At 60.1% G+C, this 22,616-nt stretch carries 17 protein-coding genes; 3 read left to right on the top strand and 14 right to left on the bottom strand.

The features are described 5' to 3' along the window. Positions 1–369: 369 nt before the first annotated feature. Positions 370–1,293, top strand: coding sequence for an IS110 family RNA-guided transposase (locus ACYQ2T_RS08570; protein WP_459898067.1), 924 nt, complete (start codon positions 370–372; stop codon positions 1,291–1,293). A 333-nt stretch (positions 1,294–1,626) separates the two neighbouring features. On the opposite strand, the gene ACYQ2T_RS08575 is transcribed toward ACYQ2T_RS08570, so the two are convergent. The 13 genes from ACYQ2T_RS08575 to ACYQ2T_RS08635 all read right to left on the bottom strand — a co-directional run bounded on the left by ACYQ2T_RS08575 (position 1,627) and on the right by ACYQ2T_RS08635 (position 19,507). Next, complete coding sequence (locus ACYQ2T_RS08575; protein ID WP_459899961.1) at positions 1,627–2,280, bottom strand: potassium channel family protein; 654 nt, start codon at positions 2,278–2,280, stop codon at positions 1,627–1,629. A gap of 45 nt (positions 2,281–2,325) precedes the next feature. Then, positions 2,326–3,693 (bottom strand): TrkH family potassium uptake protein, encoded by a 1,368-nt coding sequence (locus ACYQ2T_RS08580; RefSeq protein ID WP_459899962.1) that lies wholly within the window; start codon positions 3,691–3,693, stop codon positions 2,326–2,328. 29 nt (positions 3,694–3,722) lie between these two features. Beyond that, positions 3,723–5,171 (bottom strand): TrkH family potassium uptake protein, encoded by a 1,449-nt coding sequence (locus tag ACYQ2T_RS08585; RefSeq protein ID WP_459899963.1) that lies wholly within the window; start codon positions 5,169–5,171, stop codon positions 3,723–3,725. Further along, on the bottom strand, positions 5,172–6,539 hold the full coding sequence (gene trkA, locus ACYQ2T_RS08590) for a Trk system potassium transporter TrkA (RefSeq protein ID WP_459899964.1): 1,368 nt from the start codon (positions 6,537–6,539) through the stop codon (positions 5,172–5,174). A gap of 1,180 nt (positions 6,540–7,719) precedes the next feature. Then, the gene (gene rpsT, locus ACYQ2T_RS08595) at positions 7,720–7,983 is read right to left on the bottom strand and encodes a 30S ribosomal protein S20 (protein ID WP_459899965.1); all 264 of its coding nucleotides are present in this window, start codon (positions 7,981–7,983) and stop codon (positions 7,720–7,722) included. Between the two features lie 265 nt (positions 7,984–8,248). After that, complete coding sequence (gene glyS, locus ACYQ2T_RS08600) at positions 8,249–10,339, bottom strand: glycine--tRNA ligase subunit beta (RefSeq protein ID WP_459899966.1); 2,091 nt, start codon at positions 10,337–10,339, stop codon at positions 8,249–8,251. Between the two features lie 21 nt (positions 10,340–10,360). After that, on the bottom strand, positions 10,361–11,230 hold the full coding sequence (glyQ, locus tag ACYQ2T_RS08605; RefSeq protein WP_459899967.1) for a glycine--tRNA ligase subunit alpha: 870 nt from the start codon (positions 11,228–11,230) through the stop codon (positions 10,361–10,363). Between the two features lie 54 nt (positions 11,231–11,284). After that, positions 11,285–12,034, bottom strand: a complete 750-nt coding sequence (gene recO / locus ACYQ2T_RS08610; protein ID WP_459899968.1) for a DNA repair protein RecO — start codon at positions 12,032–12,034, stop codon at positions 11,285–11,287. Positions 12,035–12,052: 18 nt separating this feature from the next. After that, the gene (locus tag ACYQ2T_RS08615; protein ID WP_459899969.1) at positions 12,053–13,018 is read right to left on the bottom strand and encodes a helix-turn-helix domain-containing protein; all 966 of its coding nucleotides are present in this window, start codon (positions 13,016–13,018) and stop codon (positions 12,053–12,055) included. A 122-nt stretch (positions 13,019–13,140) separates the two neighbouring features. Next, positions 13,141–14,079: a SurA N-terminal domain-containing protein gene (locus tag ACYQ2T_RS08620; RefSeq protein ID WP_459899970.1), complete on the bottom strand. Its 939-nt coding sequence runs from the start codon at positions 14,077–14,079 to the stop codon at positions 13,141–13,143. 228 nt (positions 14,080–14,307) lie between these two features. Then, the gene (locus tag ACYQ2T_RS08625; RefSeq protein ID WP_459899971.1) at positions 14,308–15,402 is read right to left on the bottom strand and encodes a peptidylprolyl isomerase; all 1,095 of its coding nucleotides are present in this window, start codon (positions 15,400–15,402) and stop codon (positions 14,308–14,310) included. Then, a complete protein-coding gene (gene mfd / locus ACYQ2T_RS08630) occupies positions 15,399–18,860 on the bottom strand; it encodes a transcription-repair coupling factor (protein WP_459900100.1) in 3,462 nt (1,153 codons plus the stop codon). Before mfd ends, ACYQ2T_RS08625 begins: the two co-directional genes overlap by 4 nt. Positions 18,861–19,030: 170 nt before the next feature. Continuing rightward, positions 19,031–19,507: a chemotaxis protein CheW gene (locus ACYQ2T_RS08635; RefSeq protein WP_404845069.1), complete on the bottom strand. Its 477-nt coding sequence runs from the start codon at positions 19,505–19,507 to the stop codon at positions 19,031–19,033. Positions 19,508–19,803: 296 nt separating this feature from the next. Here ACYQ2T_RS08635 and ACYQ2T_RS08640 point away from each other — a divergent pair, with 296 nt between their 5' ends. Next, positions 19,804–20,025, top strand: coding sequence for a hypothetical protein (locus ACYQ2T_RS08640; protein WP_404845070.1), 222 nt, complete (start codon positions 19,804–19,806; stop codon positions 20,023–20,025). Between the two features lie 244 nt (positions 20,026–20,269). On the opposite strand, the gene ACYQ2T_RS08645 is transcribed toward ACYQ2T_RS08640, so the two are convergent. Then, positions 20,270–21,616 (bottom strand): UDP-glucose dehydrogenase family protein, encoded by a 1,347-nt coding sequence (locus ACYQ2T_RS08645; RefSeq protein WP_459899972.1) that lies wholly within the window; start codon positions 21,614–21,616, stop codon positions 20,270–20,272. Positions 21,617–21,883: 267 nt separating this feature from the next. Between ACYQ2T_RS08645 and ACYQ2T_RS08650 the strand changes: the two genes are divergently transcribed. Then, a complete protein-coding gene (locus tag ACYQ2T_RS08650) occupies positions 21,884–22,609 on the top strand; it encodes a pyridoxine 5'-phosphate synthase (protein ID WP_459899973.1) in 726 nt (241 codons plus the stop codon). Positions 22,610–22,616 lie beyond the last annotated feature (7 nt).

Genomic DNA, 22,616 nt, shown 5'->3' on the forward strand with positions numbered 1-22,616 from the left:
CCCCTGAGGATTAACCGTGCGCTGGTGCCACACTGTTGTTACCTCCGGTGGCTTAAGGACGACTGTCCTTGTATATTGACCCTCAAGCCAAAGGCGGAGAAAAAAGAAAGCCGCCTCCATGACTGGCATGAAGGCGGCTGTTGCGGCAGACCGTACGCCCTTGTATATTGACCCTCAAGCCAAAGGCGGAGAAAAAAGAAAGCCGCCTCCATGACTGGCATGAAGGCGGCTGTTGCGGCAGACCGTACGCCCTTGAGTTACGAGCTCGTTCTTAAGCTGGGTCGCCGCAATATGTAGTACAAACTCGAATGATTGTTAGAGCACAAAGCTCGAATTTGCAAGGAAGAGTGAACTACGATGAAACGCACCATGGGCATTGACGTATCGAAGGCCAAGCTTGATGTCGCCATTTCTGGTGACGACAGCACGTCCACTGTTGAAAATAACCCTTTGGGTTTTCAGCAAATCGTTGAGACGGCAGAAGCGCATAATGTTGAGCTCGTCATCGTGGAAGCGACAGGTGGATATGAGTCTGACGCCGCAGATTTTTTGATGGAGCAAGGCATTCCCGTCGCTGTTGTGAATCCTCGCCGTGTGCGTGACTTTGCCCGGAGCCTCGGAGTGTTGGCGAAGACGGATCGTATTGATGCTCTTGTTCTTGTTCAGTTTGGGGAAGTCGTCCCTGTCCGGGAAAATCAAAAAGTCCGGGCAACTCAGCGTAAGCTGGAAGCTCTTGTTAACCGTCGCCGGCAGGTCGTCGAAATCCTTTCCCGGGAGCGCGTTCGCTTGCAGCGAGCTTCGTCTGATGTGCGCCCTTACATTGAAGACGTTATTGCGACTCTGAGAACGCAAGAAAAGAGCTTGTCACTTGAAATCAAGAAACACATTCTCAGTGACAAAGATTTTTGTGACAAGGCAACTTTGCTTGAAACCATGAAAGGGATTTCGTCTGTAACCTCTGCGACTCTTCTTGCTTTCTTTCCTGAGTTGGGGACGTTAACGCCGAAGCAAGCAGCTTCTCTGGCAGGCCTGGCTCCATTCAACAGGGATAGCGGCAAGAAAACGGGGCAACGCTGCGTTTGGGGTGGGCGAATAAAAGTACGTAGCGCCCTTTACATGAGCGCAATCTCAGCGACTGTCTGGAACCCTGCAATTCGAGCCTTCTACCAGCGTCTTTGCGATGCGGGCAAACCTAAAAAGGTCGCCCTCACTGCCTGTGCAAGGAAGCTTCTCGTGATTTGTAATGCGATTTTACGGACGGGAAAACCTTGGGATCCTGCACTTAACGCTTGATTGCCAATACGATTGCTTAAGAATCCTGCGAGCGCACGGGCCGGGTGCGTGTAGAGGGGACTGTCGTCACCCCTGACAACTCCCGTCGGGCCCCTGAGGATTAACCGTGTGCTGGTGCCTCACTGTTGTTACCTCCGGTGGCTTAAGGACTTCGTCCTTAAGAATCCTATGTGCGCACAGGCCGGGTGTGTGTAGAGAGGACTGTCGTCACCCCTGACAACTCCCGGCCCACGGCCAACCCTCTTTTAGGGGGGCGGCTTCCGTTCCATAGAAAACGCCGCAAGCGGCGCGGTGGCGCGCTTGCGGCGTTGAGTGGCTGTTGAGGGGGCAGTGCTATGGAATCAGCTTTTTGAGCATCTTTTCTTCCACAAAGACGACGAGCTCCGCGCCTTTGGTAAGCACGGTGTCGGCGCGGGGCAGGAATTCGAAGGCGGCGTCGTCCTCTGAGCGGACGGCCACCACCTGCACGCGGTAGCGGTTGGTGAGGTCCAGTTCACGCAGGGTCTTCCCTGCCCACTTATCCACGATAAGGCGCTGAATAAGCACGCCCATGCCAAAGGGCAAGTAGTCGATGAGGCCGGGATGCGTCATGCGCAGCGCCAACTGCTGCGCGCCGTAGCGCTCGGGGAAGAACACTTCGTCCGCGCCGATTTTAGTGAGCACCTTTTCGTGCTCCCAGCTAATGGCCTTCACCCACACATGCTCCACCTCAAGCTCCTTGAGATGCAGGCAGATGAGAATACTGGCCTCCATGGCGGACCCAACGCTGACCACAACGTGCGATAAGTCCTGAAAGCCAAGCTGCTCCAGAACCGTTCTGTCAGTGCCATCGGCCTGAAAGACTCGCGTCAGTTCATCCTGCGCGCGGCGGACAAAGTCCGGATTGGAGTCCACACCAATAACATCGTGCCCAAGCTCCATAAGGCGCTGGGCCAGAAAAAAGCCGAATTTGCCAAGGCCAATGACGCCGACTTCCAGCTTATCCATTCTTCACTCCATATCCACGGCGCAACACGAGGGGGTGCACCTAGGCTAACCGATGGGCAGACGTTTTTCCGCCCAACGGAATTTCTCCTGAGTATACAGCTCCTGCAGCACCTGCAGAAACACGATGGGACCAAGGCGGCCCACAAACATTAACGCCGTCAGCGTCAGCTTGCCCGTTGTAGACAGCTCGGGCGTGATGCCCGTGGACAGCCCAACGGTACCAAATGCCGAGACCACTTCGAAAAGGATTTCCAAAAACTGCCCACGCGTGGCCGCATGCGGCACCGCGCCCGTCTCGCTGACGCAGAGGATGAGCGTCGCCAGCGCGATAACGCCCGTGGCCAGCATCATCAGTGTGAGTGCGCCGTTCATGGTAGATTCGTCAAGGGCGAAGTTGCCGACCACGGCCTGATGCCGCCCCTTGAGGCGCGCCACGCAAAACGCCGTCATGGCCCGCAAGGTAGTGACTTTCACGCCCCCCGCGCAGGACCCCGGCGCGCCGCCAACAAACATCAAAAACATCATGACCAGCAGCGAAACATTGCTCAGCGTGCCAATGTCCATGGTGTTGAACCCCGCCGTGCGGCAGGTCACGGACTGAAACAGCGAGCCTAGGAGCTCCTCGCCGGGGGCGTACTGCCCCGAATGGAGCAAAAACTCCACCACGAGTATCGCCAGCGCGCCGCCGATGATGAGCCATACACTCATGCTCATCACCACCCGCGCATGCCAGGACAGCCGTCCAATAGGCTGAAAACGGCTCCCGCCCGCGCGGATGTGCTTGCCGGTGGCGTGCTCGGCAAGCTCCAGCAGCACCACAAAGCCCAGTCCGCCAAGAACGATCAGCGCCATGAACACGGCGTTGACGCCGATGTTGCCGCGCCAGTGCATCAAACTGTCCGACTGCAGGGCAAACCCGGCGTTACAGAAGGCAGACACCGCGTGAAACAGCGCAGAAAACGGCGCGAAGCCCTGCGGGTCCAGCAGAAAGAGCGCCAGCGCGCCAAAGGCTTCGATAAGCAGGCACCCCAGCACAACGTGCTTAAGAAAGTGCCCAAGGCTGAATTTGGGGTCGTGCAGGAGGGTCTGGCTCACGGCCTCGCGGTCGGTGAGGGAAATGCGGTTGCGCCAGAGGTAAAAGATAAGGCTGGTGTAGGTCATAATGCCCAGCCCGCCGAGCTGAATGAGCGCCAGCAAAACGCTCTGCCCTGCGGTGGAAAAGGCGGTGCCGGTGTCCACCACGGCAAGGCCGGTCACACACGTGGCGGACGTAGCCGTAAACAGCGCGTCAACCCAGCCCAGCGGCTCGCCCGTCAGGCTGAACCGCTGGTGCAGGAGTATGGTCCCCGCAAGGATGGTCAACGCAAACCCCGCAATGGGGAACAGAAACGTGGGTGTCTTTTTTCGGAGCATGAGTTCTCCTCCACGAAAGCGCCGCGCGGCTACTTTCGCCAGAACTCCGGAACGAAGAGGATAATGACGGTGTAAATCTCAAGACGCCCGAGCAGCATGCAGAAGACGAGCAGCCATTTGCCCAGCTGGGGAATCTCCGCATAGTTGTCCGTGGGGCCTACGCCGCCGAGGCCGGGGCCAATGTTGCCAATGCAGGCGACCACGGACGAAAACGCCGTCACAATGTCCACACCCATGGCCGCCAGATAAAACGACGACAGGATGAACAGACCAAGGAACAACAAAAAGAATCCGGTGATGGAGTTCATCACTTCCGGGGGCACGTTCTTGCCGCCCAGCTTCACGCGCGTCACCGCGCGGGGATGGATAAGGCGGTACAGTTCGTTGTAGGCGTGCTTGAACAGCAACAGGACGCGCATACACTTGATGCCGCCGCCCGTAGAACCGGCGCAGCCACCAAGGAACATCAACGTAAATAACAGGGCCTGTGGGAGCGGCGTCCATATTTCATAGTCCGCCGTGGCATAGCCCGTGGTGGTCACGATGGATGCCACCTGAAAGGACGTATAGCGCAGGGACTCCCAGAACGATTCATAATTCACGCCCCACACGGAGAACGTCGACACCAGCGTAAAAACGCCAAAAATGCCCATAAAGAACCGGAATTCCGGGTCGCGCCACATGAGCAGCGGACGCCCGCGCAGCAGTTGGTAATGCAGGGAAAAATTTACGCCGGCCAGCAGCATGAACACCGTAATGACCACATCAAAGTACACGCTGTCGTACGCGGCAATGGACGTGTTGCGCGTGGAAAAACCACCCGTCGCCATGGTGCCGAAGGTATGGCACAGCGACTCGAACATATCCATGCCGCCCAGCAGCAGGAGCACGGCTTCCACCACGGTGAACAGCACGTACACCTTCCACAGCAGCGATGCGGTATCCTTGATGCGCGGCTTCAGCTTGTCCGGCACGGGGCCCGGCACTTCGGCCTTGTACAACTGCATTCCGCCAACGCCGAGGAACGGCAAAATGGCCAAAGACAGCACAATAATACCCATGCCGCCCAGCCAATGCGTCAGGCTGCGCCACATGAGCAGGCCGCGGGGAACGGCCTCGATGTTCGACAGCACCGACGCGCCCGTTGTCGTAAAGCCCGAAATGGACTCGAACAAGCAGTCCGTAAAGGTCGGCAGCATATCGCCAAACCAGAACGGCAACGCGCCGACAAATCCCGCCGCCAGCCACCCCAATGCCACGATAGCCATGCCCTCGCGGTGGTTCATAGGCGCGGCCTCGGTATCGCGGAACAGATAGAACAGCCCCGCACCACAGGTTGCCGCCACGCTGATGGCCTTCATCAGCGGCAGAGTCCCCGCATCGTCGTAGTACAGGGAAAAGCCCAGTGCAAAGAGCATAGAAACGCCCACACTGAGCAAAATAGCCCCCACGATGTGCAGGGTGTAGCGCCAGCGCATTTAGAACGTCTCCAGCTTCACCGTCAGGCGTTTTTCTACACGGGAAATATTCTTGGCCGTACTCAGCAGGATGATTCTGTCGCCCGGATGGATAACGGTATCGCCCGTGGGGAAGATAACCTTCTCGCCACGCACCAGCGCCAGAATCAGCGCGCCCTTGGGCAGGTGCAGGTCCTTCACGGACTTGCCGACAATGTCGGAATGCTCCTGCGCAACCGCCTCCAGCGCTTCGGCGGCTTCGCCCTTGATGGACGCCGCAGACAGCACCTTGCCCTGCCGCATATACTGGAGGATGGAATTCACGGCGGACAGCCGCGGACTCACGGTGTTCTCAATGCCAATGGCACGCACCAGCGGGAAATACGCGAACTTGTCAATACGCGTCACCGCGCGCGCCGCGCCAAGGTTCTTCGCCAACAGCGACGTCAGGATGTTCGTTTCCTCATCGCCGGTCAGCGAGATAACCATGTCCATGTCCGGCACGTTTTCTTCCAGCAGCAGCTCTTGGTCCGTTCCATCGCCGCGCAGGACGAGCGTCCGGTCCAGAATCTGCGCCAGCTCCTGACAGGATTCAGCGCCCTGATCCACCAGCTTCACATGCATATTCTTCATGCGCTCCAGCCGCTGGGCCAGCCGCAGGCCAATATCGCCGCCGCCGATGATAAGCACATCGCGCACCGGGCGGAAATGGCTGCCAAAGTGCTTCATAATGGCCGGCAGGTCTTCATCACGGCACACAAAATAGACAAGGTCGCCCTTGTGGATGAAGTCCTCACCCGACGGGATAATCAGCTTCTCGCCGCGCACAATGGCCGCGATGATGATATCCACCCCGCCCATCTCGTCGCGGATGCCAGCCAGCCCACTGCCCACTACGGGGCTATTCCCGGAGACGTTCAGGCCAATGAGCTTCACGTGGCCATCAGCAAACTCGTTCACCTCCTCGGCGTCCGGCAGGCTGATGATGCGCTCAATGGTCTTCACCACCTCAACATCAGGATTGATGATCTTATCAATGGGCAACACCACCGTGCCGCGCGTCTCCTGAAAATCGATGTACTCGTCCTTGCGGATGCGAGCCAGCTTCACGATGTCCGGAGCCAGCGCCTTGGCAAAGGTGCACGCTATGATGTTGATTTCGTCGCTGTCCGTGACGGCAAGCAGGACATCCGCCTCCGCAACGCCAGCAGCGTCAAGGATGGCCGGATCACTGCCAGATCCCGCAACGGTCTGGACGTCCAAGTATTCCGTAATGCGCTTGAGCGCATTCGCGTCCTTGTCGATAACGACAACTTCCTTGGACTCTGTGGAAAGCCGCCGGGCAATGTGAAATCCCACTTCGCCCGCGCCGATGATGATGACTTTCAAGGGTTCGCTCGCTTTTTTCCAAAAGATAAGAGGAAACTGTGTCGTGGCACCCTTACTGGAAAACCCTACTCAAATCCAGTGCCGACTGCACCCCCAAAAATCATACCCAAGGGCACCACTAGGCCCACCGGGCATAACGCCACAGGGCGCGCTGTGGCGGGCCGGGTCGCTGCGCCGCATGCAAGCCCAGCCTCCGGCGGCTTAAGGGCGTTGCCCTTAAGAATCCCGCTCTTGGGGTGGGTACGGGGCATAGGGCAATAACATGGGCAAACCCAGCCCTCTGCCCTAACCAACCACCCGCCGCGCCCCAGCACGCCTTCCCCAAATATCGGATTCTTAAGGATGGAATCCTTAAGTCCCCGAAGGGAATACACGTATGGCGTCACCCCGACGTCTGCCAAAGGCGCACGCTATGCGTCACGCCGCTGGCGGCGCTGTGGCGGGCCGGGTCGCTGTGCCGCATGCAAGCCCCAGCCTCCGGCGGCTTAAGGGCGTTGCCCTTAAGAATCCCGCTCTTGGGGTGGGTACAGGGCATAGGGCAATAACACGGGCAAACCCAGCCCTCTGCCCTAACCAACCACCCGCCGCGCCCCCAACACGCCTTCCCCCAATATCGGATTCTTAAGGATGGAATCCTTAAGTCCCCGAAGGGAATAGACGTATGGCGTCACCCCGACGTCTGCCACGGGCGCACGCTATGCGTCACGCCGCTGGCGGCGCTGTGGCGGGCCGGGTCGCTGCGCCGCATGCAAACCCCAGCCTCCGGCGGCTTAAGGGCGTTGCCCTTAAGAATCCCGCTCTTAGGGTGGGTACGGGGCATAGGGCAATAACATGGGCAAACCCTGCCCTCTGCCCTAACCAACCACCCGCCGCGCCCCAGCACGCCTTCCCCCCAATATCGGATTCTTAAGGATGGAATCCTTAAGTCCCCGAAGGGAATAGACGTATGGCGTCACCCCGACGTCTGCCAAAGGCGCACGCTATGCGTCACCACAAAAAGCATTGCGCCACGGCAAACCAATCGCCCTAACAGGCTAGTCCGCCTGACGAAACATATTTTGTCAAGAGCGGGGAGATGAATTTGGGGGGAGGAAAGAAGGAAGGGGCTGGGGAAACGACAAAAACCCGCCGCGCAGGGCGCGGCGGGTATCGGGTCGTATTTCTGACTCGTCAGTAGGCTCTAGGCGAGCTTGTTGACGGCCAGGGAGAGGCGGGAGATCTTGCGGGCGGCGGTGCGCGCGTGCAGGACCTTCTTGGAAGCGGCCTTGTCCAGCAGGACGGTGGCGGACTTCAGAGCGGACTGAGCCTGCTCTTTGTCGTTGCTTTCCACAGCCTGGCGAACTGCCTTGACCACGTTCTTGATACGGGTCTTGACGGTGCGGTTGCGGGCGTTGCGCTTCAGGCTCTGACGGTGCCTCTTAATGGCGGATTTGTGATTAGCCAAGGTTCTTCCTCCTGAGAAAACTTATATTTCTACATTATCTTGCGGTTCTTGCGTTCAAGGAGATTGGTGCAATAAACGGTAGCGTACCCTTTGTCAAGGGATTTCGCAACGCCTACGTCCAATCCCGTCTCCTCTGCGGAGCGAAAATCCGGTGCTTGTGTCGCCTTTGCCTGCCCTTGGCCTGCCGTCTTTGCTCATAACGGCGGGGAGATTGGGGAGAACTCTGGCGCGCCAGCCCGGGGCGCTCCGGCATTCCAACTGTCAACTAGACTTGCAGTGCGGAAAAGTCCGCCAGCAGTCCAAGGCGCGAAACGAGCGCGGTCAGCAGGTTGAGCCTGTTGGTGCGCAGGTCGTCTTCTTTGCACATGACCATAACGTTGTCGAAGAAGGCGTCCACATCGGGGCGCAGGTCGCGCAGCAGACCCATGAGGCTGGCAAAGTCGTCCTTGCCCCACAGCTCTTCCCACTTGGGCGCAATTTCCTTCAGGCGTGCTGCCAGTGCCTTTTCGGCGTCCTCGACAAGCAGGTCCTCGGAGTAGTCTCCGGTGAGGGCGACATCGCCCTTGCTGCCCTGCTTAACGATGATATTGGCGGCACGCTTAAAGGTCAGCACGGCCTGCTCGAAGTCGTCGGCCTTGCTGAAGGAGGACAGGGCGTCCACACGGGCAGCAGCAGCCCACAGGTCCGAGAAGCCAGCGCCAAGCGCGGATTCCACAACGAGGGTCTCATAGCCCTTGCCCTGGAAGTATGCCTTCAGTCGATTGGCGAAAAACGCCTTCATCTTGTCGAAAGCCTCGTCGTGCGAGAGCTTCCAATTGATGTCGCCATAGCCTTCCTGCGCCTGACGCAGGAACGCGTCGAGGTCAATACGCAGGTTGTGCTCCAGCGCGATTCGGCAGATGCCGAGGGCCGCGCGACGGAGAGCGTACGTGTCGTTCGCACCGGTGGGCACCTTGTTCAGGCCAAAACAGCCTGCCAGGGTGTCCGCCTTGTCAGCCATGGACAGGAGCGCACCGCTCAGTGAGGATGGGACGGGGCTGTCGGGACCGGCAGGAAGGTACTGTTCGTACAGGGCCTTGGCCACGGCTTCCGATTCGCCGTGCTTTGCGGCATAAATGCCGCCCATGATGCCCTGCAGTTCGTCGAACTCACCAACCATGTCGGAAACGAGGTCCGCCTTTGACAGACGTCCTGCGCGTGCAATGTCCTTTTCCATGGAGGGATCGGTCTGTTTCGCCAGCCATCCACACAGACGCTCCAAACGGCGCGTCTTGTCGCCCATGCTCCCAAGGGGTCCAAGGAAGATGACATTGTCAAGCTTGCCAAGCCAGGTGTCGGCTTCGGTCTCGAGGTCAGCCTTCCAGAAGAAGCGTGCGTCTTCGAGGCGGGCACGCAGAACGCGCTCCCAGCCTTTTTTGACCAACGCAGGGTCCTTGGGTTCAATGTTCAGTACGGGGATGAAGTGCGGCAGCAGCGAGCCGTCCGAGGCCTCCACGCCAAAGCTTTTCTGATGACCTTCCATGCTGGAGAGCAAAACCTCGCGGGGAACGTCGAGGAACGAGGTATCGAAATCACCCAGTATGACAACCGGGTGTTCGACAAGGCCGCAGACCTCGTCCAGCAGATCATCATTCCAGACCACAGAGCCACCAACACTGGTAGCAAGGCGGTCGCCTTCGGCGCGAATGAGAGCCTTCCGTTCATCCGCGTCCAGCACCACTTGGCACTTGTCGCGGATGACGTCGAAATATTGTGATGCGTCGGCAATCTCGAAGGGGCCGTGACCCATAACGCGGTGACCGCGCGTGGACCGGCCGGAGGTGACGTCCGCGATGGTGAAGGGAATCACCTGATCGTCAAGGAGCGCCACAAACCAGTGGATGGGGCGGCCAAAGCCGAACTCACGGGCGCCCCAGCGCATCTTCTTCGGGAACTGCAAGGACGCGACGGCCTTTTCGCAGATGGCGGGCAGCAGGTCCGCAGTGCGGTTGCCGCCGGTCATTTTACGAACGGCCAGATATTCGCCCTTCTCGGTTTCGAGGATGTAGCAATCCTCAATACTCACGCCCTGCGTCTTGGCAAAGCCGAGTCCGGCCTTGGTGGGTTCTCCGTCCTCGCCGTAGGCAATGCGCTTCGGCGGTCCGGTAAAGAGCTCCTCTTCCCTGCGCTGCTGGGCGCAGACGTCCTCAATGCAGAGGACGATACGGCGGGGCGTGGCGAAGGTCTTCACTTCCCCATGGTCCACTTTGGCGTCGGCAAGGGCGGTGTGCACCAACTCGCCGAGCTCTTCGTGAAGCCGGGGGAAAAAACGTGCGGGAATTTCTTCCGTTCCTATCTCAAGGACAAATCGGGACATGGGAACCTTCCTCTTTCCGACTTACTTGGCGAGCATGGGATAACCCAGCTCTTCACGCTGGGCGGCATACAGATGGGCAACCCGGGAGGCGACGTTGCGCACGCGGCCGATGTAGGACGTCCGCTCCGTGATGGAGATGGCGCCCCGCGCGTCCAACATGTTGAACGTATGCGAGCACTTCATGCAGTAGTCGTAGGCGGGCCAAGGCTGGCTGGCCTCGCACAGCCGCAGACACTCGGCCTCGTACATGCCGAACAGCTTCAGCAGCATGTCGGGGTCGGAAAGGTCGAAGTTGTAGCGGGAGTGCTCCACTTCGCCCTGATGGTGAACATCGCCGTAGGTGATATGGTCATTCCAGGAGAGTTCGTACACGGACTCTTTTTCCTGCAGGTACATGCAGATGCGCTCAAGGCCGTAGGTCAGCTCCACGCTGACGGGGTCCATGTCGATGCCGCCAACCTGCTGGAAGTAGGTAAACTGAGAAATTTCCATGCCGTTCAGCCAAACTTCCCAGCCAAGGCCCCACGCGCCGAGCGTCGGGGACTCCCAGTTATCCTCCACAAAGCGGATGTCATGCTCTGCCGGGTCGATGCCAAGGGCGCGCAGGCTGTCGAGATACATCTCCTGCACGTCGTCGGGGGACGGCTTCAGCAGCACCTGAAACTGGTAGAACAGCTGAAGGCGGTTGGGGTTCTCGCCGTAGCGGCCGTCCGTGGGTCGACGCGATGGCTCTACATAGGCAACGCGCCAAGGCTCGGGACCAATGGCCCGCAGAAAGGTCGCCGGGTTAAACGTTCCGGCGCCGGTCTCAACGTCGCACGGCTGCTGGATGGCGCAGCCACGTTCGGACCAGAATTGCTGCAGGGTCAAGATAACATCCTGGAAATGCATATCTTCTCCTTCTTTACATAAACCGGGCATAAGGCCCGGAGAAATCGTCTGTTCTCATATTCTGAGGAAGCGGCCGTCTTCCCACTTCAGCCCAAGGTGCCAGCGGACAAAGCTGTCCGCCGCATCGTACAGGCTTCTGCGATCCACGCCCTGCGGCGACAGGGAGCACCACGTCAGTGGCGCTTCGGTGCGGACCTGTTCCAGAACGGCCACAGCCCCCCGGCTCATGGCAATGCGGCGGCCCGATCCGGGAGAGCAGTCCTCGCAGATCATGCAGCCAGCTTCCACCAAAAGCGAAGGGGCAACCGAAGTCTTTAAGTCTTTTCCGCACTGAGAGCAAGTGCCGAGACAGGGACCGTACCCCTGCTCAAAGGCCACGCGCAACCGGAAAAGTATAGGAAAGATGGGGGAAAGCGTTTCGCAGTGCTCAATGGCGTCGAGCGTATCGCGAAGCAGGGAAAAGCCTGCGGCGGACGTTTCCGGTTCCACATGCACGGCCTCGAAGAACTTCATGCAGTTGGCTGCGGGGCCAAGACGGGCCGGAGCATTGCGCAGACCGCGGTGGCCGTCAAGCAGTGTGCCTTCCGTCAGGGAAAGATACGTGCCACTGCGGCTGCGGGAAAATCCAAAATGAACCAGATTGAACGGATCGAGGCAGCCAAGAAACCGTTTCCGGCTCCGGCTGCCTCCAAATGCGAACGCGGTCAGCAGGCCATGCTGGGGGGTAAACATCCGCAGCCATAGGTCCGCCTCGCGAAAGCGCCCTACCCGCAGGATGATGGCTTTGTCCGAAAAATCCTGCATTGGCAGGGCGACCCGCTGTTATTCCGCCGTAAAGCGAAGGGTGCGAACCTGTCCGGGTTCGCCCTTAAAGTCGTAGGGAGCGCCGTTGAGCGTCACGGTAACGCCACCGGCGTTGCCCAGCTTTACGGTCATGTTCTCGGCAAAACGGAGCAGCTTCTGCTGGCCGGGGCGCAGGGTCACGTCCACGGTCACGCCGCCGTTTTCCTCGCCGCCGTCCACTTTGGCCAGCAGCCAGCACACGTCCTTCGCCACAATTTCCACACGCTGGCGTGCCTCGGCAACCTGCGCGGGCTGCTGGGGGGCAACGGGAGCGGCCTCAGTCTGCGCGGGGGCGGACTGCGCCGGAGCGGCAGGCGCGGCCGGAGTGGCTGCGGCGTCCTGCGCCTGGGCTTCTTCGGCCTGCGCGGGGGCGGCGTCTTCGGCCTCAGGCTTCGCCGTGGCGGCAGGCTCGGCCACAGTTTCGGGCTGGGTGTCCTTGACGGATTCCTCAGCCAGCTGGTCCAGCGGCGTGGGCTGCTCCACCTCGGCGGGGGCGGCCTCTTCCTGCTGCGCAGGCTCGGCCGGAGCCTTTTTGGCGATAAGTTTATCGTAGGCCATGTAGCCGCCAAAACCGGCAAGGATGACCACGATGGCGGCGATGAAGACCATCAGGTTCGTCTTGCGGCGGTTCTCGTTATCGAGGGCTTCGGACGCGGCGCGCATGGCGGGCTCGGAGTCAAGCTCCTCACCGGGGGCGTCGCTCTCCACGGGATACTCAACAGCCATAATTCCAGCCAGCCGCTCGACATCAAGGCCAAGCAAACGGGCGTAGTTGCGCACAAAGCCCTTGGCATAGACGGGATGCGGCAGCAGGTCCGGATTGGCCGTTTCAATGGCTTCGATGTTGATTTTGCTGATTTTGGTCTTTTCCACCACTTCGTCGATGGTCAGACCCTGACGTTCCCGCTCCTGTCTAAACAGGTCGCCCAGTTCCTGCAGATTCATTCAGATACTCCGTATTCGATTCCGGGAAGTCGGTCGCATTCCCCTGCGCGGGCCCCGCACAGGGATACGCAGTCCGCCCGGATACTCCGGTGCGGACTGCGGTAGTGGCTTCAATCGGTAGGTTAGAGCTTAATGTCGATAAGCGCGTTTTCCTTCAGCTTGGACATGTACTCTGCAAAGCGCTCTTCCAAGCGCTGCTGGTAGATGGCGTCGTAGATGGCGTCGTGAACTTCTTCAATGGGCTGGGTGCCTTCGGACTCCACGTGGTTCACGTAAAGCAGCGCTTCGTGCCCCTGAATGAAGAACGGCTGCGACATTTCGTCTTTGCCCAGACCATCTAGAGCGGACTGCCATTCCGGAGCAAGGTCGCCCCAGCTCATTTCACCAATGCGTCCGCCCTGCCCCATTCCGGGGCCCTGCGAATACAGGTCGGCGGCGTCGGCGAAGCTGATTTCTTCCTTTGCGATGCGGTCGCGGAGGCTATCCACATCCACACCCTCGGCGCAGACGATGAGGCTTAGGTCCACGGTACGGTCGCCGCGGAACTGGTAGCTGTGCTCGTCGTAGTAGCGCTGGATGTCCTCATCGGTGACAGCCACCTTACGCTTGACCATGTAGCCCAGCAGTTTGTGGCGCAGGATGTCGTCCCGCAACTTCTGCTTGAACTCGTCCACGGTCATGCCTTCCAGCGTCAGCTGCTTTTCAAAGGACGTGCCGTTCAGGTTGGCGCGGGTCTTGTAGGACTCCATCTCGTTGTCGACTTCCACGTCGGAGATGTTGATGCCCAGACGCTGCACTTCCTGACGGATGAGGATATTGTTGACCATGCCGTCCAGCAGCTTATGCTTCAGCTTCATGATGGACGCCTTGTCGGCCTCGGTCAGCTGGCGGCCCTTGTACCGCTCAAGGTAGGGCTTCACCCGCTGATTCAACTCAAAAAGCGTCACGATCTCGCCGTTGACATCGGCAACGACCCTGTCCACGACCTGTCCCGCAAAGGCAGCGGGTGCGGTGGCCAGAACCAATACAGCGGCAAGAATATATCTGGAAAGTCGGTGCAAGGATTTCCTCCGAAAATGATGGTCCGGCCCCGCCGGACAAGGGTTGAGAACTGCCCTGCGCTCACTTGGCGCAGTTGCCTTTCGATAATAGCTTTCACGCCATAATGCAACGCCACTGTGCCACGGCTTACCCCAAAAAATGCCCAAAGGGCGCATTCCCCCAAAAGCAAAACAGGGAGGCATGCGCGCGGCACTCCTCCCTGTGTGGTTCAATCTTCCGGCATGGGGCTACTTTTCAGCCTTTTTGCCGCCCTCTTCCGCCGTCGCCGCAGCGTCTGCGGACGTGGCGTTTTCTGTAGCATTTTCTGCGGCGCTTTCATCCTTGGCTGGAGCGGCGTTCTGGGGCGCTGTGGACGGCTGCGGCTCGGCGGCGTCATCCTGCACGGGCATACCGTGGTCGTCCAGCAGATGGGTACTCACCTCAATGCTGGCATTCGCAAGCGCATCGCTCAGCCACGCGTCAAAGGCCTCGCGCAGTTTGCGCTCCACCAGCACCTTCTCCACCACAGGATACGCCCGCGACGGGTCCAGCACCTTGGCCGGGCTCTTTTCCAGATAGATAAGGCTCTGGAAGTCCGACTCGCTGGTCATCACCGGGGTGGCGTCTCCGGGGGACAGCGGCTTGAGGGCATTTTTCCATGCGATGGTCATCCGGTCCTCACGCACGCGGAGCTCGCGAACCTCCACCTGTTCGAATTTTCCTTCAATGGCGTCCACACTGCTGTTTTTGCGGTACAGATCCACGGCGGACTGCACCGCGTCGCGGCTGGGACCGCTAACAAGATAAATGCGCAGACGGGGCGGCAGGTAAAATTCGTTGATATGCTGGCGGTAGTAGGCTTCGGCCTCCTCGTAGCCCAGTGAAATGCCGGGACGCAAAACCTCGCTGAAGAACTTCTCCAGGGCGAGACGGGCGCGCAGCTCCTGCCGCCAGTAGTCAATATCAATATATTCTTCGACGAGGACCTGCTCAAAGGTATCCTCAGGGTAGTCCGCGCGGACTTCGTCCTCCGCGGCCTGCACTTCCTCCTGCGTGACGCCGAGGTCCCGGCGCTCCAACTCCTCGTCCACCAGCTCCTGCACGATAAGGTCGCCAAGCAGGTGCCCATAGTCTTCCTTCAACTGTGCCACACTGGGCGCGGCGTCGAAGGAGGAATCCAGATGCATAAAGTCATATTTCAGTTCCAGGCGGTCCAAGGTGATGGGGCGGCCATTCACGCGCGCCACAACGCCTTGCTGCTCCCCTTCTCCGGAGCATCCGCCAAGGGCGAAAACGAGCGCCATAAGGACGCAGACGACGCCTATCCTGCTGTTTTTCATCATGTCCTTTCCGTTTCAGTGCGTTCGGTATGGTCTTGTGCTGTGGTATCGGCAGGAAGCAAGGCGGTCAACTCCCGCTCCACTTCGGCAAGGCTTTCGCACACGCCCGTGGCGGCAACGCGAAGCTCCAGCCTATCCGGCGGCAGCATGCGCACAGAGCCTTCCTTCTCCTGCACCCACTGCACCAAGCGTTCGGGCGGCACCACGGCGGCATCTTCGGCAAAGGTCATCACCACGCGGCCCTCGTATACATCGGCCTTGGTCACCTGCAGGCGGCCAAGCAAGCGCTTGAGCCGGAGCAGCGCAAAGAACTGCTCCATCTGCTGGGGTGGCACGCCGAAGCGGTCGCGAATCTCGCCGATGAGTTCCTCCAGCGCGCTGGCAGAATCCGCCGACGACAGCGCCTTGTAGTAGCGCAGGCGCTCGCGGGCTTCGGGCATATATTCTTCGGGGATATGCGCCTCAAAGACGATGTTGAGCTCGGGGCTGGTGTCGCGCCGCAAGTCCTCGCCGCGCACGCGGCGGACCTCCTCCTCCAGCATCTCAAGGAACATATCAAGGCCCACCTTGGCCATACTGCCGGACTGCACCTCGCCAAGGATGTTGCCCGCGCCGCGAAGCCGCAGGTCCTCCATGGCAATCTGGAAGCCCGCGCCAAGGTAGTCCATATCAAGGATAACCTGCAGGCGTTTGCGGGTCTTCTCCGGCAATTTATCCAGCGAAGGCACCACAAAGTAGGCGTAGGCCTGCGTGGCGCTTCGTCCCACACGGCCGCGCAGCTGATATAGCTGCCCAAGGCCAAACAGCTGGGCTTGGTCCACAATAAGGGTGTTCGCCTGCGGAAAATCAAGGCCGGATTCCACAATGGCCGTGCACACGAGGATATCTATCTCGCCGTGCCAAAACTTGTGGATGGTTTCCTCAAGCTCGCGCTCGCGCATTTGGCCGTGGGCCATGCCCACGCGCGCGCCGGGCACAAGCTCCTGCACGTACTCCACCACGCGGGGCAGACTGCGCACGCGGTTGTGCACCCAGAATATCTGGCCCTCGCGGTCCAATTCGCGCTGCACAATGGCGCGCAGCGGCTCCCTGTCGCGTTCAAGGATGGAGGTCTGCACGGGCTTACGGTCCACCGGCGGCGTCTCCATCACGCTCAGGCTGCGGATGCCGGAGATGGACAACTGCAAGGTGCGCGGGATGGGCGTTGCCGTCAGGGCAAGGACGTCGATGTCCTTGCGCATCTGCTTCAGGCGCTCCTTGTCCTTGACGCCGAAGCGCTGTTCTTCGTCAAGGATGAGCAGCCCGATGTTGGGCAGGTGCACGTCCTGCGACAGCAGGCGGTGGGTGCCGATAAGGATATCCACCTCACCACGCGCGGCAGCGGCCAGCACGGCTTTTTGCCGCTTCCGCGGAACAAAGCGGCTGAGCAGGCCCACCGTGAGGGGAAAACTCTCCATCCGGCGCTTAAAGTTCTGGTAATGCTGCTCCGCAAGCACGGTTGTGGGGCACAAAATGGCGACCTGACGGCCATCGAGCGCGGCGCGGAAGGCGGCGCGCATGGCGATTTCCGTCTTGCCAAAGCCCACGTCGCCGCAGATGAGGCGATCCATGGGTTCGGGCTTTTCCATGTCCGCCAGCACGGCGCGGATGGCCTTTTCCTGATCCGGCGTCTCCTCGAAGCCAAAGGACGCCTCGAACTCGTTGAACATGTCGTCCACGGGCGAATACGAGTAGCCTTTGGCCACCTTGCGCCACGCGTACATTTCCACCAGCTCGCGGGCAATCTTCTCAATGGCCTTGCGGGCGCGCGCTTTGGCGCGGTTCCAGCCGGCCCCGCCCAGCTTGTCCAGCGCGGGGGATGCGCCTTCCGGCCCCTTGTAGCGCTGGATGACGTCCAGTCGGTCCACGGGCAGATACAGCTTATCGTCGCCGGAGTAGTACAGGAGCAAATAGTCGTTGCTCACACTGCCAAGGTTCAGGCGGTGCAGCCCGCCAAACCGGGACAGCCCCCACTCGCGGTGCACAAGCAGGTCGCCCTCGGACAGGTCCTCATAGGTCTTGAGACCCTTGAAGTCCGCCGCACCGGGCAGCGCCGCGCGGGTGCGCGACGGCTGGATAACGTCTTCACCCAGAATGATGGAGCCGTTCCAGCCGAATTCGATGCCCTGCTTAAAAGACGAGACAAGGGCAAAAATGCCGCGCTGGTCCGGAACGTAGGACGTGGCGGGCGTCACGCCGTCCTGCTCCGCCAGCGCCAAAAACTTTTTGCGGGACTGCGCGGTGCGGAAGGACAAAATAACCTGCGCGCGCTCCTGCGACCACTTCTTAATGGCCGCCATCAGCGCCTGCCATGGACGGTTGCGGTCGTCCGGCTTCCAGAACAGTTCCTCAAAGGCGGCGTAGTTCTTTTCCGGCAACTCGATGCCGTCGCGCTTTTCGCCTATGGTCAGGTCCTCGAAGTGGATTTGCGCGTTGTCCTGCCACATTTTGCGCGCGCCTTCGGCCTGCTGGATAATGACATTGCGCGGCCTGCGCCAGCCAAGGCGCTCGGCCTCCTCATCCAGCGATTCGGTCCAGTCCCATTCCACCTCTTCCATACGCGTCCGCAGACGCCCCGCGCCGCACAGCACCCACGCGGCATCGCGCGGGAGCCATTCGTCAAGGGTGACGGCATCATCATAAAACAGCCCCGGGCGGATGGAGCCGGTGCCCTCGTCCAGCATCCGGTTCAGGTGCTGCTGCGCGCCGGGGTCCAGCTCGCCAATGCCGCGCAGTTTCTCCCACCGCGTGCGGGCGGCGTCGCACTCCTCGGGCGTAAAGACCGAGGGGGACGCAGGTAGGAGCACCGCCTCGTCCAGCGCATCGCTGGAGCGCTGGGACATGGGGTCAAACAGACGGATGTCGTCCAGCGTGTCCCCAAAGAATTCAAGGCGCAGGGGCTTCGGGTAGCCGGGGGCGAAAATATCCAAAATATCGCCACGCATGGCCATTTCGCCGGGGCGCGTCACCATGCCCGTGCGCTCGTAGCCCCAGCTGGCGCACTGCTCCAGAATGCTCTCGGACAGAATCTCCTCGCCCCGCGGCAGGACAAGGTGGTGGGTGTCGAGAATGCGGCGCGGCGGCCACTTGGGCAACAGGTTGTCCGGCGTCAGCAAAATGCCGCGTGCGCCGGAGCCTGTGGCGAGGGAATAGAGCGCAGCCCAGCGCGCGGCCCAGCGGCCCGGGTCCGTGGACTTGGCGGGATAGGCGGGAAAGGTCACCCACTTGGAACCGCCAAAGGGGCCGTCGCCCGGAGTTAGCAGGCCAAGCAGCGCCTGCATCTGCACCAATTCCTTGGTGCCGGGAACAACCATCACCACACTGCGGGAGCGGGCAAGAAGGCCTGCGGCAATTGCCGCCTGTGTACCGGGGCCGGACTTGTAGACGCGACGGGACAGCGCCGCCCCTTCCGGCGACACCATGCGGCCGGATTGAGCGAACTCCCGCAACTCAGGAGGGAAGAGCAACTGGTTTGTTTCCTTGTTTTTTCGTTTCCACGAATACGCACAACGAAAGACCGCCGCGCGCAACAGCGCAGCGGCGGTCATCATGCCTTGTCAGGCGGCGAGCCGCAACAACTGAAAGGCTGTTTTTACACCTGAGCCAGAACGTCCTTCTCTTCGTTAGAGAGCAGACGGTTCAGATCAAGCAGGATGAGCAGGCGGTCTTCCAGCTTGCCCACACCGCTGATGTACTCCGATTCCAGGCCGGAAACGACGGGCGGCGGCGGCTCGACCGTGTTTGCCGGAATGCGGAGCACCTCGGAGACGGAATCGACTATAAAGCCCACGATCATGTTGTTGATCTCGATGACGATGATCCTCGTGTGCTTATCATGATCCCGCGTTGCAAGGCCGAAGCGCCTGCGCAAATCAATAATGGGAATGACGTTGCCGCGAAGGTTGATGACGCCCTCGACAAACGCAGGAGCCTTCGGGACCTTCGTAATCTCCATGGTGCGGATAATTTCCTGCACCTTAAGGATATCGACGCCGAATTCCTCTTCCCCGATGCTGAATGTGACAAGCTGTATCAGCTCAGCATCCTGTCTCTTTTGGGTCTCGTCCATCAGTGTTCTCCTGTGGTGTGAATGAGAATGGCCGACGGCATGGAAGTCATCGCCAATCATTCCGCCAATAACACATAAATAATCCGAAACCGCGCATAAGGCAACACAAACGCGCGGACGGCCCTTTTTCATCGGACTCTGGGCACTTACACAGGCCTTATCGGCAACAGCTCCGAATACTTGACCTTTTTTGTCGTGAAAATCTGTTGCGCTTGCGCCCCTCGTTCATTATCGTACCGCGAGCGCGTCAGGGAAGGTTCCGGGCGCGTGCAGATCACAAGGAGGACGACCCCTGCATGGCACAATTCGCACCACATAAAACGAATTACGCGTTGGAGGATCAGATAAAGACCCTGCGCGACGAAGAGCTTCTCGACTTCTGGGAAGAGGCGCAATATCTGGAAAAATTCCTTCAAGATGAATTTAGTGCAGGAGCCGGAGCACACATCGAATACGAACGCATCATCCTCAAGGAACTCCAATACCGCACCTGCAAACGTTGCGTCAGCACCAGCTAGCCAACCGGCTCAAAATTTCTGCATCTCCACATTTTCTACCACTGCATTGACAAAAAAGCCCCCGCTCCACATGGACCGGGGGCTTTTTTGCGCGTGCGGGGCAAGCGCCCACGCGCAAAAACGGCGCTCCGGACGCCGGGCGCGCCGCCCTGCCCTCTCCGGCTCGCAAAAAAGAGCCGCCAGACGCAACGTCCAGCGGCTCCTCTGAGTGCGAAAAAGCGCCGCACAGTCCGGCGGGGCTGCGCTACTTCTTGGCCTTAGCCACGGGGCGGCCAATGCTAAAGTAGGCAAAGCCGTCAGCGGCAAGCTCGGATGGGGAATAGAGATTGCGGCCATCAAAAATAATGGGGGCGCTCAGCTTGTCCTTAATCTGCTGGAAATCGGGCTTGCGGAACTGGTTCCACTCGGTCACCACGGCCAGCGCGTCCGCATCTTCCAACGCGGCGTACTGCTCGTCCACAATTTCCACAAGGTCGTTGCCTTCCAGCGCCTTGCGGGAGTTCGGCCCGGCAACCGGGTCAAACGCCTTCACGCGCATGCCGCGCTCCGTCAGGTAGCGCACGGTGACAAGCGAGGGAGCCTCGCGGATGTCGTCGGTATTGGCCTTGAACGCCAAGCCCCACAGAGCAAGGGTCTTGCCTTCCACGCCGCCCTGATTGGCGAAGTAGTCCTCAATCTTGCGGGCCACGGAGAACTTCTGGGCGTCGTTCACGGAATCCACGGACTGAAGCAGGCTCGGGGTGTGGCCGTTTTCCAGAGCGGTGGTGATGAGCGCCTTCACGTCCTTGGGGAAGCAGGAGCCGCCGTAGCCGACGCCGGGGTAAATGAAGTGGTAGCCAATGCGGTGGTCGGAGCCGATGCCAAGGCGCACGTCGCCCACGTCCGCGCCAACGCGCTCGCAGATGTTGGAGATTTCATTGATGAAGGAAATCTTGGTCGCCAGCATGCAGTTGGCGGCATACTTGGTCATTTCCGCACTGCGCACGTTCATGACGATGAGCTTTTCGCGGCTACGGGCAAAGGGCGAGTACAGGGAGCGCATGACTTCCGCCGTCTCGGGATCGTTGGTGCCCAGAATGACGCGGTCGGGCTTCATGAAGTCGCTGACGGCGTCGCCTTCCTTGAGGAACTCGGGGTTGGAGACCACGTCAAACGCAATGGACTCGCCGCGCTTTTCCAGTTCCTCGCTGATGAGGGCACGCACCTGATCGGCGGTGCCGACGGGCACGGTGGACTTGTCCACGACGATCTTCTTGTCCTTCATATACTGGCCGATCTCGCGGGCCACCTGATGCACGTACTTCAGGTCGCAGCTGCCGTCCTCGCGGCAGGGGGTGCCCACGGTGATAAAGACGACCTGTGCGTCCTCAAGGCCTTCGGCAAGGCTGGTGGTGAAGCGCAGGCGGCCTTCGGCGTTGTTGCGCTTGACCATTTCCTCAAGGCCCGGCTCGTAGATGTGGACCTTGCCGCTTTCAAGCGTTTTGACCACGGCGGGGTTCACGTCCACGCAGGAGACGGCGTTGCCCATCTCGGCAAAGCAGGCCGCACTGACCAGTCCGACATATCCAGTACCAACTATGCAAACATTCATGTATCCAAACCTCGTTTGGTGCTTCGTCTCTGGGGATTTCTTTTGATATAGCGAGAAAAGACGGAATAATAGCGCGCAGGGGCGGCCAAGTCAATGCACGGGCGCACGCCCCGCAGCGCCGCAAAACGCCCCCGCGCGCCCCGGTTTAGCGCGGAAACACAAGCTTTCCCTTGACTTTCGGCCAGTGTTGGCGACAATTTCCTGCGGGCGCCAATACCGCCCCACCTCATTCTCAACTCTGAATCACCTCGCAGAAAGGATCGAAATATGCCTTCACTCGCAGTCAATATCGATCATATCGCCACGCTTCGACAGGCCCGCCTCGGTAAAGAGCCGGACCCGGTCACCGCCGCTCATCTTTCGGAGCTGGCCGGTGCGCAGTGCATCATCTGCCACCTGCGCGAAGACCGCCGCCACATTCAGGACCGGGACGTGGACCTGCTGCGCGCCACCGTCAAAACCCGCCTGAACCTTGAAATGGCCGCCACCGAAGAAATGCAGGGCATCTGCCTGCGCACGCGCCCGGACATCATCTGCCTCGTCCCCGAAAAGCGCGAGGAGCTCACCACCGAGGGCGGCCTTGACGTGGCCTCCCGCGTTGAGGAGCTGTCCAACTATCTGGCGCCCATCCACGCGCAGGGCATTGAGTCCAGCCTGTTCATCGACGCGGACCCGAAGCAGATTGAAGCCGCTGCCAAAATCGGCAACCAGTATATTGAAATACACACCGGCCACTACGCCGACGCCGAAACCCCGGCGCAGGCCAAGGCCGAGCTGGAAAAGATTCTGGCAGGCATCCGCCTTGCGCAGGACCTTGGCCTGAAGGTGAACCTTGGGCACGGGCTGAACTATGTAAACATTCTGCCCTTTGCCAAGGTCCCCGGCATCAACGAATATTCCATCGGGCACAGCATCATCGCCCGCGCCGCCTACGTGGGCATCACGCAGGCCGTGCGCGAGATGAACGACATCGTCCGCGGCTTCGTGGACTAGGCACGCC

The sequence above is a fragment of the Desulfobaculum senezii genome (assembly GCF_054657395.1).